The sequence below is a fragment of the Arthrobacter sp. E3 genome (genome assembly GCF_017353415.1).
Classification (GTDB): domain Bacteria; phylum Actinomycetota; class Actinomycetes; order Actinomycetales; family Micrococcaceae; genus Specibacter.
In genome coordinates this window covers 28,875-43,627 of the sequence record NZ_JAFMPX010000008.1, presented here as the reverse complement: position 1 = coordinate 43,627, position 14,753 = coordinate 28,875, and the positions used below count along the sequence as shown (strand labels likewise).

General features: G+C 61.9%; 16 protein-coding genes. 7 read left to right on the top strand and 9 right to left on the bottom strand.

The genetic code is table 11. From position 1 onward, the window contains the following. Positions 1-84: 84 nt before the first annotated feature. Entirely contained in the window at positions 85-2,502 is a 2,418-nt protein-coding gene (locus JMA46_RS05580) for a transglycosylase domain-containing protein (protein ID WP_207344336.1), read from the bottom strand. A 268-nt stretch (positions 2,503-2,770) separates the two neighbouring features. On the opposite strand from JMA46_RS05580, the gene JMA46_RS05575 reads away from it, so the two are divergent. The 4 genes from JMA46_RS05575 to JMA46_RS05560 all read left to right on the top strand — a co-directional run bounded on the left by JMA46_RS05575 (position 2,771) and on the right by JMA46_RS05560 (position 5,854). Continuing rightward, a complete protein-coding gene (locus JMA46_RS05575; RefSeq protein ID WP_207344335.1) occupies positions 2,771-3,544 on the top strand; it encodes a YggS family pyridoxal phosphate-dependent enzyme in 774 nt (257 codons plus the stop codon). A gap of 60 nt (positions 3,545-3,604) precedes the next feature. After that, positions 3,605-4,225, top strand: a complete 621-nt coding sequence (locus JMA46_RS05570) for an L-threonylcarbamoyladenylate synthase (RefSeq protein ID WP_207344334.1) — start codon at positions 3,605-3,607, stop codon at positions 4,223-4,225. Positions 4,226-4,382: 157 nt separating this feature from the next. Then, on the top strand, positions 4,383-4,943 hold the full coding sequence (locus JMA46_RS05565; protein ID WP_207344333.1) for a DNA starvation/stationary phase protection protein: 561 nt from the start codon (positions 4,383-4,385) through the stop codon (positions 4,941-4,943). Further along, on the top strand, positions 4,940-5,854 hold the full coding sequence (locus tag JMA46_RS05560) for an SDR family oxidoreductase (RefSeq protein WP_207344332.1): 915 nt from the start codon (positions 4,940-4,942) through the stop codon (positions 5,852-5,854). Before JMA46_RS05565 ends, JMA46_RS05560 begins: the two co-directional genes overlap by 4 nt. Before the next feature lie 61 nt (positions 5,855-5,915). Here the strand turns inward: JMA46_RS05560 and hrpB are convergent, their stop codons facing one another. The 4 genes from hrpB to JMA46_RS05540 all read right to left on the bottom strand — a co-directional run bounded on the left by hrpB (position 5,916) and on the right by JMA46_RS05540 (position 11,189). Then, positions 5,916-8,585 (bottom strand): ATP-dependent helicase HrpB, encoded by a 2,670-nt coding sequence (gene hrpB, locus JMA46_RS05555; protein ID WP_207344331.1) that lies wholly within the window; start codon positions 8,583-8,585, stop codon positions 5,916-5,918. 5 nt (positions 8,586-8,590) lie between these two features. Continuing rightward, positions 8,591-8,914 carry a putative quinol monooxygenase gene (locus tag JMA46_RS05550; RefSeq protein WP_207344330.1) on the bottom strand — a complete coding sequence of 108 codons (324 nt, stop codon included), beginning with the start codon at positions 8,912-8,914 and terminating at the stop codon, positions 8,591-8,593. A 22-nt stretch (positions 8,915-8,936) separates the two neighbouring features. After that, positions 8,937-9,605, bottom strand: a complete 669-nt coding sequence (locus tag JMA46_RS05545; protein ID WP_207344329.1) for an MBL fold metallo-hydrolase — start codon at positions 9,603-9,605, stop codon at positions 8,937-8,939. Between the two features lie 78 nt (positions 9,606-9,683). Further along, entirely contained in the window at positions 9,684-11,189 is a 1,506-nt protein-coding gene (locus JMA46_RS05540) for a flotillin family protein (RefSeq protein WP_207344328.1), read from the bottom strand. Positions 11,190-11,331: 142 nt separating this feature from the next. On the opposite strand from JMA46_RS05540, the gene JMA46_RS05535 reads away from it, so the two are divergent. Both JMA46_RS05535 and JMA46_RS05530 read left to right on the top strand, forming a co-directional pair. Then, positions 11,332-11,625 carry a hypothetical protein gene (locus JMA46_RS05535; RefSeq protein WP_207344327.1) on the top strand — a complete coding sequence of 98 codons (294 nt, stop codon included), beginning with the start codon at positions 11,332-11,334 and terminating at the stop codon, positions 11,623-11,625. Beyond that, a complete protein-coding gene (locus tag JMA46_RS05530; RefSeq protein ID WP_207344326.1) occupies positions 11,594-12,025 on the top strand; it encodes a hypothetical protein in 432 nt (143 codons plus the stop codon). Before JMA46_RS05535 ends, JMA46_RS05530 begins: the two co-directional genes overlap by 32 nt. On the opposite strand, the gene JMA46_RS05525 is transcribed toward JMA46_RS05530, so the two are convergent. Then, on the bottom strand, positions 12,022-12,246 hold the full coding sequence (locus JMA46_RS05525) for a hypothetical protein (protein WP_348770067.1): 225 nt from the start codon (positions 12,244-12,246) through the stop codon (positions 12,022-12,024). The two genes, JMA46_RS05530 and JMA46_RS05525, sit on opposite strands and share 4 nt — an antisense overlap. 153 nt (positions 12,247-12,399) lie before the next feature. Further along, positions 12,400-12,864 carry a GatB/YqeY domain-containing protein gene (locus tag JMA46_RS05520; protein ID WP_207344324.1) on the bottom strand — a complete coding sequence of 155 codons (465 nt, stop codon included), beginning with the start codon at positions 12,862-12,864 and terminating at the stop codon, positions 12,400-12,402. Positions 12,865-13,249: 385 nt separating this feature from the next. Between JMA46_RS05520 and JMA46_RS05515 the strand changes: the two genes are divergently transcribed. Next, positions 13,250-14,059 (top strand): metal-dependent hydrolase, encoded by an 810-nt coding sequence (locus JMA46_RS05515; RefSeq protein ID WP_207344323.1) that lies wholly within the window; start codon positions 13,250-13,252, stop codon positions 14,057-14,059. Between the two features lie 10 nt (positions 14,060-14,069). Here JMA46_RS05515 and JMA46_RS05510 read toward each other — a convergent pair whose 3' ends face one another. Continuing rightward, a complete protein-coding gene (locus tag JMA46_RS05510; RefSeq protein WP_207344322.1) occupies positions 14,070-14,375 on the bottom strand; it encodes a hypothetical protein in 306 nt (101 codons plus the stop codon). 75 nt (positions 14,376-14,450) lie between these two features. Next, positions 14,451-14,585, bottom strand: coding sequence for a hypothetical protein (locus JMA46_RS17430; protein WP_282099536.1), 135 nt, complete (start codon positions 14,583-14,585; stop codon positions 14,451-14,453). Positions 14,586-14,753: the final 168 nt, after the last annotated feature.

Sequence of the window (14,753 nt, the reverse complement as noted above, 5' to 3'; positions counted from 1 at the left end):
TTGTAGAACGGGCCATTCCCGTTGCCTCGATTGTCCCGCATCGCAGCAAGATTCCGGGAATAAGGGGATCGGTCTGCGCGTGCCCTACGGCTTCTTGGGCGGTGCAGGCTTTGGCGCTGCCGGCTTTGGCGGTGCCGGGACGGGTTCCACTGATTGAGGTGCAGGTGGTTGGGTAACAGGCGCCTGTTCCTGGGTCGGGACCGGCTCCTGCGTGGCCGGGGGCTCCACAGGTGGCTCTGTGGGCGCCGGCTCTGACGGTGGTTGCGTCTCAACAGGTGACTGCGGGACTGCTGGCAGCTGGGGTTCCACGGGTGGGACAAAATCACCTGGCTGCGGGTTGAAGCCCGCAATGTAAGGCGCAGTGTACCGGAGCATCTCTGCTGGCGGCTGGGCCAGCGGGGAAGCGACATGCGCAGGATTTTCGGCTGCAGCATTCATGACAGCCGCCCATTGCCCGCCAGCCAAGTCTGCACCGTCAACACTGGTGAAGTACCTGCCGTTGATCACAATGTTTTGATTGACCCATTCGGCACCGTTGCCTTGGTAGCTGCCAAACCAAGACGCCGACACCACGGCACTGTTGCCGCCGATGGTCCACGTATCGATGTTGCCGTCAGTGGTGCCAGTTTTGGCGAAAGAGTTTGTCTTTGCCGCCAGCGGGATGTTGTAGCCCGAGCCGATCGTCAGCACGTTCTTCAACGAGTAGGTCACCCCTGCTGCTACGTCGGCGCTGATGGTTCGTTTACAGTCTGCGCTCGGCACCGGATATTTCTTTCCCGCCGGTCCAGTGATCGATGTGAGGGCGATCGGCTCGCAGCGGATGCCTCCGCTGGCGAAGGTTGCAAAAGCGGTGGCCATGTCGATGGGCGCCACGTTTTGCGTGCCAATAAGGTTGGCAATGCTGGAGAGGTCGTAGGGCTTGTTCGTCACCCCGTCCTTCACGCCGGCAGCCGTAGCCATCTTCTGGATGTTGCAAAAATCCAGTGCAGTAGCAGTTTGGAATGTGATGGTGTTAATTGACCGGTAAAGGCCCTCGTTGGCCGACATCGAGTAGTAATGGTCGGGATCGTCGTTGGGGAGCGGGAAGGTGCCGGCTGCATAGTCGTAGGCGCCTGTTGTGGTCCCACAACTGTTCTTCCATGGGTACCCCGCCGGATAGACGCGCACGGCACCGTTGACGCTTGTCTCTAAGGAGTGGCCGCTGTTGAGCCACTCGGCAAATATGAAGGGCTTGAAGGTTGAACCGATTTGGAAGCCACCGGCACCGTGCAGTGGTAGACCGTTGGCATCATTGACGGGCAGTGCGAAGTTGCCCATATAGTTGCCGGGCGCCGTGGCCGGGTTGAACACTGTGTTTTGCGCCATGGCCAGCACCTTGCCTGTGCCCGGTTGAACAGTGACAATGGCGGCTCCGCGCTGGAGCGGATCCGTGGGCGCCATGGTGGCGTTGGCCTGTTCCTGGGCCACTTTTTGGAGGCTGGGATCCAGCGAGGTTTGAATCGTGAGCCCACCTTGGTAGAGCGTCTTGGCACGTTCCTCTGCGGTGGCCCCATAAGCCGTGTCATTGAGCACCAGCTGCTGCACGTAGTCGCAGAAATATGGTGCTGTTGCAGCGGCTGCACAGCCTTGGGCAGGCCGGGTCAGCTGAAGTTTCAGGGGCGTTTTGATGGCTGCGTCGTAGTCTGGCTGCTTAATCTTCCCCTGCTCCAGCATCTTGGACAGAACTTCATTGCGGCGCTTGACTACGTTCTCAGGCTGGGAGATCGGGTCGTAGAAGCCGGGACGGTTGACCACTCCAGCCAGTGCTGCGGCTTGCGGAAGGGTCAGGTCTTTCGCGCTGGTATTGAAGTACAGCTTCGACGCTGCCTCAATGCCATAGGCACCGTTGCCAAAATAGATGATGTTCAAGTACCCGGCCAAGATGTCGTTCTTGGACATCTTTTTCTCAATGCCGATGGACATTTGGATTTCCCTGACCTTGTCAGCCATCGTCTTTTGCAAGCCCAGCTTTGCTTCATCAGTCTTGCCGTCAGCAACCAACTGTTCAATCAGCAAGTTGTTCACATATTGCTGGGTAATGGTTGAGGCCCCCTGACGACTCCCCTTCAGGGTTGCTACGAGGGCTCGGACAATTCCTGTGGGGTCCACGCCACCGTGCTCGTAGAATCTGGCGTCCTCAATGGAGACTATGCCTTCCTTGATGAAGGGGGACATGGCCGCCAAGTCCACGACTTGGCGGTCCTGGGCGTAGAGCGTGGCAATGGTTGAGCCGTCGGATGCCAGTACCGTGGTTGCCTGTGCAGGCGCGCCAAAGTTAAAGGACGAGGGTACCGCGGACAAGAAGCTGTCCGCCCCACCAACCACGCCCTTGGCCACGGCGCCTGCTGGGATAAACAGGGCAGCAACAAGCACGCCAACAATCCCGCAGACCACGAATAGTCGACCCAGGGCCGCCAAGGTGCTGCTGGCTGCCTCGGGCTTCCTTGCTGTTTCCTTGGCCATGTGCGGACTTCCCCTCAATATTTCATCCTGTATTTCCTGCTCTACGCGTGAGCGTTGCCCACTGGGCGACACTCCTTTTCTATCTTAGAGTCCACGAACAAAATGAGAGTTTCCTGAACATCATTCGAAAGATCGACTCGTGGGGCATCCCCGTGCATCACCGTGCATCACCGTGCATTGCTCCGGAGCCTACTGCATGGCAGCTTTGCCCGTGCTAGCTTGGCCCTAGAGCCACCACACTGTGCACCTCGACTGTGAGGAAAATCCCTTGAATGAACAAGCGCACTACACAACCGCAACCACTACCCTAGAGTTTCGCAGAAATTTGGCCGTAGTACAGGACAGGATCGCTGGAGCAGCCATCCGGGTGGGCCGCTCCCCCGGTGACGTGCGCCTGCTGCCCGTCAGCAAAACGGTGGAATCATCCCGCTTGCGTCTGGCGATTGAGGCCGGTTGCACCGATCTAGGCGAGAACAAGGTTCAGGAGGCGCTGCGCAAAAGTGTGGAACTGGCCGACGTTCCCGAGGTTCGCTGGCATGTGATTGGTCACCTGCAGAGCAACAAGGCCAAGTTTGTGGCGAAGTTTGCACACGAATTCCAGGCCCTCGACAGGCTTTCCCTGGCCCGCACGTTGAACAACCGGTTGGAAGTTGCGGACCGCACCCTCCAGGTCATGGTGCAAATCAACACTTCCGGGGAAGACAGCAAGTTTGGCCTGCCACCACAGGAAGCCGAGGCCTTCATCCAAGAATTACCGGCCTTTGAGCGATTGCACATCACCGGGCTCATGACGCTGGCCATCAACAGTCCGGACGAATCCCGTGTCCGGGCATGTTTCCAAAGCCTGCACAAGCTCAGGCGGCAATTGAGTGAGAATGCACCCTCCGGCGTCGAACTGACAGAGCTTTCCATGGGCATGTCAGGCGACTTTGAACTGGCAGTTGAGGAGGGGGCCACGGTGGTGCGGGTAGGGCAGGCAATTTTTGGTCCCCGTGCCCTGCCTGACAGCTATTATTGGCCCGTCGGCGACAAGATGCGCTGATTCAGGCTGATTCAGTGGCCAATACACGCGTGGGACGCATCACAGCCGTATGCTCATGGCATGGCTAAATTCTTCGACATTCATCCCCACGACCCGCAGCCGCGTTCGGTCAGCCAGATCGTGGAAATCCTGAAATCGGGCGGGCTGATCGCGTACCCCACGGATTCCTGTTACGCGCTGGGCGCCCAGCTGGGCAACCGGGAGGCACTTGACCGCATCCGCGCCATCCGTCATCTGGACAACAAGCATCACTTCACGCTTGTCTGCAAGGACTTTGCGCAGCTGGGTCAGTTCGTCATGGTGGACAATGATATTTTCCGCAGCATCAAGGCCGTCACCCCCGGACCCTACACGTTCATCCTGCCGGCCACGAAGGAAGTGCCCAGGCGCTTGGCCCACCCGAAGAAGAAGACCGTGGGTGTGCGTATTCCGGACAGCCGCCTCATTCACGCCATCTTGGAGGAATTGGGGGAACCCATGCTCTCCAGCACACTTTTACTCCCTGATGAGGAAGAACCGCTGACGCAGGGTTGGGAGATCAAGGAAGCCCTGGACCACGTGGTTGACGCCGTCATCGACTCCGGGGATGTTGGCGCAGAGCCCACCACTGTTGTGGACTTCTCCAGCGGCTACGCCGAAGTGGTGCGCCGCGGCACAGGAGACCCCAGTCGCTTCGAATGAACCCAGCAGGTTTCAAGAACCGGAGCAGCCAGCCGGCGTTTTCGTGGACAGCCCTAGAACTTCACGTGCGAACTGGCTAACGTGAAGACAAGCCGGTGCATTACGTCTCCGGTGCATACGATCTAACCGACAGTGCCACCGTCTCAAAGGAGTTTCCATGCCCGCCAAGAAGACATCCCACGCAGGTTACACAGTTCCCGGAATGTCGCTGCAGGACGGCCACAAAGTCGCCACGTTGCTGCAGTCAAGGCTCCACGCGCTCAATGACATGCAATTGACGCTCAAGCACGCCCATTGGAATGTGGTAGGCCGTGACTTCATCAGCGTCCACGAAATGCTTGACCCGCAGATTGACTTGGTCCGCGCCATGATCGATGAGACGGCGGAACGGATTGCCACCTTGGGCGTTTCCCCGAACGGTCTACCCGGCGCTTTGGTCGCCGAACGAACGTGGGATGACTATGCCATTGGCCGGGCCCACACCTCCGCCCACATGGCCGCACTGGATCTCGTCTACACCGGGTTTCTAAAGAGCCACCGTGAGACTTTGGAGCAGGTGGGCGAGCTTGACCCCATCACCGAGGACATGGTCATCAACCAGTGTTCACAATTGGAGCTGTTCCAGTGGTTCCTGCGCGCCCACCTCGAAGACGACGACGGCGACCTCGCCAACGCCGGTAAGAAAACGGAACGCTCAGCGGCCAAGTCCGCAAAATGAGTCAAGCGCCGGCGCCGTCTCCAGACAGTCCGTCCCTAGGCCGGCCGTCCCCAGGCGGCCCGGCGTATCCGCGTACAGCGCTCGTGACGGGTGCTGACAGAGGCATTGGCCAGGCAACGGCCATCGCCCTAGCTGGGGACGGTTTTGACGTCGCGTTCACGTGGCATGACGACGAGGCCGGTGCTGCCAGCACCACAGCAGCCATCGAGGCCCGCGGACAACGCGCCGCCTCGGCGTGGCTGGACACCACTGTGCTGTCCAGTTGCGCCCCCGTTGTGGAACAGCTGGCCGCGACGCTCGGTTCACTGGGCGTCTTCGTCAACAATGTGGGCGTGGGCTTGTGCCGTTCAGTCGTGGACACCGAGTATGAGCAGTGGCAGCGCATACTCGACACCAACCTCAACGGGGCGTTTATGTGCCTGCAGGCCGCTGCCAAACTGCTCATCGCAGGCGGCTGCGGCGGACGGATCGTTGTTGTCACCAGCATTCACGCCCACCAGCCTCGGTTTGGCTTCGGGGCCTATTCTGCTTCAAAGTACGGTCTTGACGGCCTCACCAAGACGCTCGCCTTGGAACTCTCTGAGCATGGAATCACCGTCAATGCGGTTGCCCCAGGGGAAATTGCCACCCATCTTCCACCGGAGGAAACCCGGCATCCGCACCTTCTCCCCCGCCCCGGCATCCCCTGGGGCCACCCAGGCACGGCGGAGGAAGTTGCAGCCGTCATTGCGTTTCTGGCATCACCGGCGGCCAGCTATGTCACCGGCGCCAGCTGGGAAGTCGACGGCGGCATGGCCCAGATGGGCGCCCAAGCCAGCGCCTATGTGCCCAGCAACGACTGGCGCCAGGCCACGTGGCAGGCGGAAAAAACGACGGAGCCTCGCACCGATGTCCAGGACAGAAAGCCCTGAAACGGCCGTGACCCGATTGCGGGAGTAATGCACCCGTATCAACAAGTTAGGTCTGCACAGATCACATCCGGCGTTTCACCTTTGCCGTGGCCGGAGCGCTCCAGGGGTCCTGCGGCCAGGGGTGCTTCGGGTAGCGCCCGCGCATCTCGGCGCGCACCTGAGCGTACGGCCCACTCCAGAAGGAGGCGAGGTCGTCGGTGACGGCCAGCGGCCGCCGCGCGGGGGACAACAGGTGGAACAGGACCTTCACGCGCCCATCGGCGATCAGCGGCGTCTGAGCCAGCCCAAAACACTCCTGCAGCTTGACCGCGGCAACGGGCGGGCCGCCGTCCGACACTTCCGGGTAGTCAATCCTGATGTGCGACCCACTGGGCACAGCCAATGTTACCGGGGCAAGTTCGCCCATCCGCCCTGCCTGTGGCCATGGCAGCAGCCTGCGCAGTGGTTCGCTCAGCGACAGCGCAGACAGTGCCCTGCCGCTCGCCACCGCTTCAAGCTCCGGCCCCAACCATTCAGGCAGCCGAGAGGACAGTGCAGCGTCACTCACGTCCGGCCACGGCTCACCCAATTCCCGGTGCAGCAGGGCCAGCCTGCGCCGCAAACCGACGGCAGCGGGACTCCACGGGAGCAGGCCCAGTCCCTCGCGCACCAAAGCGGCTGCCACAGCCTCACGTCCCTGGGCAACGGAGGCCTTGACGGGAGTGGAAGAAAGGACCACCGCCCCGAGACTGCGTGTCCTGCGGGCGCTGAGACGCCCATTGCGGAAGTCTGCGTCCACCGAATCCCTGAGCATATGCGCGGCAACAACCTCGGCGTTCGCCTGCGCCACGGGGGCTGCCGCACGGATCACAGCACCCGTGCCCGCCGCGTCCCGCCCCTGTGCGCGGGCCACCTCGGCCACCGCCAACCATTGATGTCCAGCCAATGAACTGCCAGCCGGAAGCCCGGCACGTGTGCCGGAGGACAGCAGGTATTGCTCTGACGCCGCGTCGGCAACCCGCCGGGCAACCCTGTCGGGGTAGGCAAGTCCGACGACGAACCCCACCACTTCTGTCGCGTCCACATCCGCTGTGGCCAACGCTTTCGTAGTGGGGCTGGCAGCACCTTCGTTGCCGCTCCGGCTTTCACGGCGGGCCAGCTGTTCCAGCCGCCGCACTTCCTGGCTCCAGCGCCGGGATCCGGGGTCGCGCCCGGCCCTCATGGCGGACAGCAGTGCCGTGAGATCGGCGCCTGGTGCACGTGCGTCCCCTGAGACGAGAGCCACGACCTCCGCAGCGGCCATGGCACCGACGATGGCTGCGCCGTCGAGCAGCGCTCTGGCCAGGCGCGGGTCAGCGGGAATGCCCGCTAGAGTCCTGCCGAGACTGGTGGCGTGGCCGCGTTCGTCCACAGCACCCAGTTCACCCAAAACCGCAATGGCCGCCTGCAGGGCCGCGGCAGGCGGGGCGTCCGGCAGCCGCAGCCCTTTGCCGCCCGGCGCGCCCCAGCAGGCCATGAGCAATGCTGCGGAGCTCAGCTCAGCCACCGCAATCTCCGGCATGGCGTGGGCGGGGGCTGCCGCAAAAGTCCGCTGGTCGTAGCAGCGCACCACTGTGCCGGGGCCTAAACGTGCCGCCCTGCCTGCGCGTTGCTCCGCCGACGCGCGGGACGTGGAAACGGTGACCAGGCCGGTCATGCCGCGGCCCGCGTCCCGGCGCGGTTCCCGGGACAGTCCGGAATCAATGACAAGACGCACCCCAGGCACGGTCAGCGACGACTCTGCCAGCGATGTGGAAACGATGATGCGCGGGAGCCCACCGGGTTCGCGGGCCGAGACCGCCCTGTCCTGTTCCTGCGCCGCCACCTGGCCGTGCAGCTTCAGGATTTCCACTCGGGCGGTCCGCCCACCCAGCCGGGCAGCGATGTGGTCCACTTCCCTGGCGCCCGGGGCAAAGACCAGGGCGTCCACCGAGGGGTCGGCGGCGATGGCAGCGGCGTGAGCGGCCGCAGCCGTGTCCGCCACATGGTCCAGGAAGGCCCGGGAAATACCGCGCTGGTCCATGCGCGGGCCGGCAGCCGGAGCCCAGCGGATCTCAAGGGTGTGCAGCGCTGACGGGCAGTCGACAATGGGGGCCGGGGAATCGTCGTCGGACTCTGCCAGGAGCTGGCCAAACCGGGCTGCATCGAGGGTGGCGGACATGGCCAGCAGCGTCAGGTCCCCGCGCAATTGGCGCACCTCGATCAGCATGCCCAGCAGCAGGTCAGTGTCCAGGCCGCGTTCATGGATCTCATCAAGCACGACGGCGGCCACACCTTCCAGTCCCGGGTCGCGCAGGAGCCGGCGCAGCAGGATGCCGGGGGTGAGGAACTCGATGATGGTCTCCGGGCCGCTGTGGGTTTCCCCGCGGACCGTGTAGCCGATTTTGCTGCCGAGGGCTGTCCCATCGAGGGCTGCCAGCCGCCTGGCTGCTGAGCGGACGGCGACCCGACGCGGTTGGGTGACGAGGACGCGGTGTCTTGGACCGCTGCCGAGTGCATTGGCAACGAGCGGGGGCACCAACGTTGTCTTGCCCGTGCCGGGAGGGGCTTGAATCACCGCGGCCGCGCCCACTGTCTCAGCAGTCCCGTTGAGCCGGGCTGGTCCGAGGATGCGAGCCAGTTCCGGCAGTGATTGGGCAAAGACGAGTCCCTGCCCGATCCGAGGCAGGTCAAAGGGACCGGAGGGGAGCGTGCCCGTCACGGTGGTTGGCATGAGGGTCAGCCGATCTGCAGTTCGCCCATTTCGCCCCAGGAGTCCCCATCAACCTTGCGGGAGACGATCCTGGGGGTTGCGGACAGAACGGGGCGCATTGACTCAAGGCCGGCCTTGAAATGGTCGCTGGAGACGTGAGCGCCTGCGGCGTCGTCGTCCAGGAAGGCCTCGACGAGGACAAACTCGTTGGGGTCTTCCACACTGCGCGACCAGTCAAACCACAGGTTCCCGGGCTCTGCCCGGGTTGCCTGGGTGAACGGGGTCACGAGGTCCATGAACTGCTCGGCGGATTCCGGCTTGACAGCGAATTTCACAACAATGAAGTACATGCGCCCAGCTTAGTTCAAGTCCTTACCAGCCGCGCTGGCGCCACTGCGGAAGGGAAGGACGTTCAGCACCGAGCGTGGTCGCATTGCCGTGGCCAGGTAGAACCACGGCGTCGTCGGCATAGCGGTTGAAGAGGCGTTCCTGGACGTCGCTGAGCAGCCTGGCGAAACGTTTGGGGCTCTCCCCCGTGTTGCCTACGCCGCCGGGAAACAGCGAATCGCCGCTGAAAATCAAGGTGGTATCTGCTTCCTGCAGGACAAAGGCGATGGATCCGGGGGTATGGCCGCGCAGGTGCACTGTATCCAGTACAACCCCGTCCACCGTGAGCGTGCCGCCGTCGGCCAGTGCATGGCTCGTTGCAACGCCAGTTTCGGAGATGATTCCGGCGACGTCCTCCGTACCAGCAGCAGTCGGGGCTCCAGTCTGCTCCACCAGGGCCGCCAAGGCACGCACATGATCCCAGTGCTGGTGGGTAGTGGCAATCATGGCCAACGATGTGGGTATCGCGGCATCCTCAGCTGCATCCTCGAAAAGTTGATTAATGGCTGGCAGTTCGTCGGCCGCGTCTATGAGCACCTGGGCACCGGTGTCCTTGGCAGTGATGAGGTAGATGTTGTTCGCCATGGAGGAGACTACGGCACGGCGCACTGTGTGGCGGGGCAGGTCATGGATCAATGAAGAGGTGGCAGACATGACTCCAGCCTAGCTGCGCATCCGAGGATGTGCCGCCAGGCTGTAGACGTTGCTGCGTTTTTGTAGCCGGTAGACGTGCTAGTGCTTTTCCAACTCCGGAGACTTTGCATCTGCCGAACCGTTGGATTCACCGTTGGACGTTCCTCCGGGCGTTCCACCACCCATCCCTTGAAGCAGGCTGATGAGATCAAGCCCCGTTGAGTCCTTGATCAGCTGGGTTGTCTGGTGGACACCGTTGGAGACGTTCTTGCTCAACTGGCTGGCGCCGTCGTTGGAGACCACCGTCATGTTCTTGATGGCGGACATCGGCGCAGCAACTTCCCGCGCCATGGCCGGAAGTACTTCAAGGACCTTGCTGAGGATCGCAGCGTCGTTGAACTTCTCGTAGGCTTCCGCCTGCGCGGCGATGCCGGCGGCTTCCGCCACACCCTTGGCCTCCGTCGATTCGGCTTCAGCCTGGCCCCGTGACTTGATGACTGTCGCATCGGCACGGCCCCTGGCCTCGATCACTGCCGCCTCGGCGTTACCACGGGCCGTAGCAGCCGCAGCGTCTGCCTCGGCAGCCACCCTGTCACCCTCAGCCGTGAGCTTGCGCTTGGCGAGTTCCACGGTGGCTTCGATTTCCGCAGCCTCCGAGGACCGGCGTCGTTCTTCCAGCTTGGCATCAGCCTGCTGGATCAGCCGGTACTTATCCGCGTCTGCCGGCTTACGGACCTCAGTGTCGAGCTCCCTTTCGCGCAGTTCTGCCCTACGCATAGCAACCTGCTGGTCACGGATGATGACCTGCTCGTTCTGCTCGGCCGCTGCAAGTGGGCCAGCGGCATCGGCACGTGCCTGACGAGCGTCCGCCACTTCCTTGAGTTCTGCGCGCTTGATGATCAACTGCTGCTGGGCCAGTGCCACCTGCTCGTCGGCGATGGCCTTGGCCTGCTCTGCCTCCTGCAGGAACTGTGCTTCGGCGATCTTGGCATTCTTCTCGGCCAATGCCGCCTCGGGCCGGCCAAGGTTGCGCAGGTAACCGGTCTCGTCATCAACCGACTGGATCTGGAAGGTGTCGATCTCCAGGCCCTGGTTGTGCATCGAGTGCTCGGCTTCCTCCTTCACGCTCTTGGCGAAGGTGGCACGGTCCTTGATGATGGATTCCACTGTCAGGGTGCCCACAATGGAACGCAGCGAACCCGAGAGGGTCTCCTGTGTGTAGTGGTCAATGGCGTCCTGCTGGTTGAGGAAACGCTGCGCTGCCTTGCGGACCGAATCCGCGTCGCCGCCAACCTTGACTTGCGCCACGCCGGTGAGGTGAAGCTTGATGCCGTTCTTGGAAATACCCTCAATCTTCAATGAGACCTGGCGGGACGCCAGTGACAGCGGGTACGCGCGCTGCGTGAACGGGTTGATGAAGATCCGGCCGAAAACCACCCGCTGGCTGTTGGGGTCCGGCTGGCTTTTGTTGTCCTTGGAGGAGATGACAAGGGCCTGGTCGGGGCTGGCAATGTGCAGGGCCATTCGAGAGATAACGGCCGCGGCCACGATGAGCACCACCAGCACAACGAGGCCGATGAAGAGGGGAATAAGGGTCGTCAGCATGAGACCTTTCGAGTTTCACGGCGGCCCTTCGGGAATTTCACGGCCCGCCTCCAGCTTCCGATCCTACGTAACCCGCAACGATTCTCCACATGATGGAGTAACGTCTGCGCATATTCTTGCCACTACACCCGGGTTCGATAGCGTGAAAGATTCGCCAACGCCGGTAATTAGTCATTTCCGTTGGCCCAACCTGGAGACACGGCAACGCGGCCAGCAGTACTTCTACACGGTCATGATCCTGGGTCTGCTGACCCTCGTGGTGAACTACATCGTGGGAATCACCTCCAGCATGGCTGCATCCCACTTCGACGAGGTCAGCGACCCGGCCGGGCTTTCGCCAGCAGCTTCAGTTTCTCAAGACGGACTCTTACAACCGCGAGCGCAGCGGTTATTTGCACCGGCGCATGTTCTTCAACTTCCAGGTGGCCACCGGTAAATGGCTGATATTGCTGACCCTGTTGACTGCGGCGTCCCTATACTTCGGTATTGTCCAAGCCGTTGGACAGTACGACGGCGGGGGCGACTTTTCCCTACTGCTCGCCTGGGGCGTTGCTTTCGTTTTGGGCTTGGCTTCCGTGGAGGGGCAATACTGCTGCGATACGGGCAAGGTGCTGCTCACAGCTCGCAAGGACTTCATCTCCAGTGCCACGGAAGCGCAGTGCCGATCCATTTTTGATCAGGCAGCGGCAGATGTGGCGGCCGCGTTGCAGACGCCACACGGTGCTGGGCTTCACACCCATGGCGGCTGCACCGATACCGATTGCAGCCGCACCGCGGACTGGGAGCCGTTTCTGCGGATCGGCCGGCGGGAGGCCAGCCGCCGCTCTAAACGCTAGGGTTCCATGCCCGCCTGGACTGGGACGATGTCCACCGCGTTCCTGCGGTGGATTTTCGGGTGGTTGCGGTCAAAGCCCTTGGCGTCGAGGTTGTTACCCAGCCGGAACGAGGCCAACGCCTCGTCGTAGATTTCGTTCATTCGCCGCCCTGTGTATTCACCAACAGTGCCGTCGGAGAAGGCAATGGCAATAATGGTCTTGGCAGGAAAGTGCCTGCTCATGCGAACAAACCCCTCGTTGTCTTGCTGCAGTTTGATCATCTGGGTTCCACCTCTTGTGCTGTGCGTTTCATGTGAAGTGAAAGGCAGTTGATATCCCCCGCATCATGGCAGGGTTGAAAATTGGGGTTCAAACTTATGTTTGGGCCAGCTGGTTCACTGCAGGCGCTTGCGGACCATTTCCGAAATTGCCTTGCCGTCGAAGCGGCCGGCAATTTCAGCGGTGATGGGCTTCATTGCCACACCCATCTGCCGCATGGTCAAAGGGCCCTGTTCCGCTTCAAGGCCTGTGATGATTCGATCGACAATACCTGCCGCTGCGTCGGCGTCAAGGGGCTGGGGCAGGTACGCTTCGATGACTTCGGCCTCGCTGATTTCTGCTGCTGCCCGGTCGGCTTCTCCGGCGTCGGCGTAGATCTTTGCCGTGTCGCGGCGCTTGGCAGCTTCTTTTTGAAGCAGTGTGGTCACTTGGGCGTCGTCGAATTCGACGGGCATCTTGCCGCCCTTTTCACGTGTTTCTATTTCACCCAGGACGTTGCGAACTGTTGTCAGCGCAACCTTGTTGCCAGCCTTCATGTGCACGACGACGTCGGTCTTGAGTTGTTGCTTCAGCGCAGACACTTTGCTCCCTTAGGGTTGGCGATTCGGACAGCCGGCAGGCCGCCACCAGCAATTATCCCCCTTGCGGCCCACCGCTGCCGCAATGAGCGCTGCTGGGGCTGGGATCTTCGTCTGGCTGGTTCTCAACTTGTTCGTGGCTCATGTGCGTACCGTGCGCCGCGCATGGGGCCCGGGAAGGTCTACCTGCGAGCGCAGCCTAAGGTTGCCAGAGGAATAGAACATACATTCGAGTTGCCCTGTGTGATGGACGGATTGCATGTCAATTCCGCGGTGGCAGGCCAGGGTCCGGCAGTGTCAGAGGCTGCGCGTAGGCTTGCAGCAGCAGGTTTTGTCCACGTATTGCGGGATCAGAACAGAGAACCCGAGCATGCAAGGACGTGCCCTCATGATGGGAGCCCATCACGCGGCCAGCGGCGCAGCCATCTGGCTGGCCCTGAGCACACAGATTGAGGTGGGGCTGGGTGGATTGCACCAGTTGCTGCCGGCAGTGCCTGAACAGCTCACGCTAGGGTTGGGCCTGCTTGATCTCACGCCGAGTGGGATAGTGGCCGGAGCCATGGTGACGGCCGGCGCCGCCCTCGTGCCTGATGCCGACCACCGGCACGCAACCATCGCGAATTCGCTTCCGCCGCTGTCGAACGTCATGTGCATCCAGGTCGGCAAGATGTCCGGCGGGCACCGGCACGGCACACATTCCGTGCTTGGTCTTGCGGTCTTTGTCGCAATAGCCGCGCTGGCGGGCATGTGGACCATGGAACTGCCAGGTTTTGGCACCATCTTCCCCGGTGCGGGCATCCTCTCCGTCCTCTTGGCATCCTTCGCCGCGAAGGCGTTGAAGTTCATCCCGGACACCATGCAGAAATTTCCGTGGATCGTGGGCGTCGCGGTCGGTGCATTCGTGACCATGTATGCCCCACAGCAGCCGTACTGGTTCCCCCTGGCCATGGGTTTGGGCGTGGCCATCCACCTTGCCGGGGATATGCTCACCACCGGCGGTTGCAACCTCCTGTGGCCGCTGCGTATAAAACCGCCCCGGATGGTACGCCGTATGCCGCTGGTCAAGGACATGTGGCGTCCGGGAGGCAATGTTGCCTTGCCCCTATTGGGCAATGCCGGCTCCGTGCGCGAATGGCTGGTTTTGGTGCCTGTCAGCGGCTACGTCATCTGGGCCATGGCCGCCGCCGTCTTCGCCTGAGCAACTCCGTTCACGGCACTTTGACCTCCACATACCAAAGCCCGGCATTTCTTCCTGATTGCAACCCTCTCCCGGGGTGACTGACCACCTTGTACGTGTGCCCATAGCGGTCATGCACCAAGTCGCCCGCTGAACCACCCAGCTCGGCGGTGTGTTGCCCAAGAGACAATTTCTCGAAAATGTCGGCGACGAGGCATTCGAGCGTGAGCGCATGGAAGCGGCGAATTCTGTGCTGTCGAGGAAAAAGTTGCTGCGACTTCGTCCAGTTTTGTTGCAACCAAGAAAATTCTGCCGCCCCGTGGATTCCGCTGAGCACCAACGTCCTAGAGGAATCCAGGAGCAGACGACGGCAGCGTCCCTGGCGATCGAGAATGCAGATCACTTCGCCCGGTTATTCGAAGCTGGAAATCAGTTCTGCCCTGGAGCAATGATGGGAAAACGCGCCCGCGTCATCCACGGCAACAAAGTCCGTGGCCCTGGCCGGCTCTGGCCGGCATTCGTCATCCTGCAGTGGATTTTCGTTCATGATCCATGGAACCACCGTCCCGGGCAGGCAAAAGCGTTCTTGACGGAATCCATACGCTGGGAGGCGGGTTCCTTGCGAAATCTTGAGTCCATGGTTGTTTTCAGCGTCACTGCCACCACATGGCACCCCTGCTCATCCGAACGCTGTTAACATGGCTGAAGGATCCGG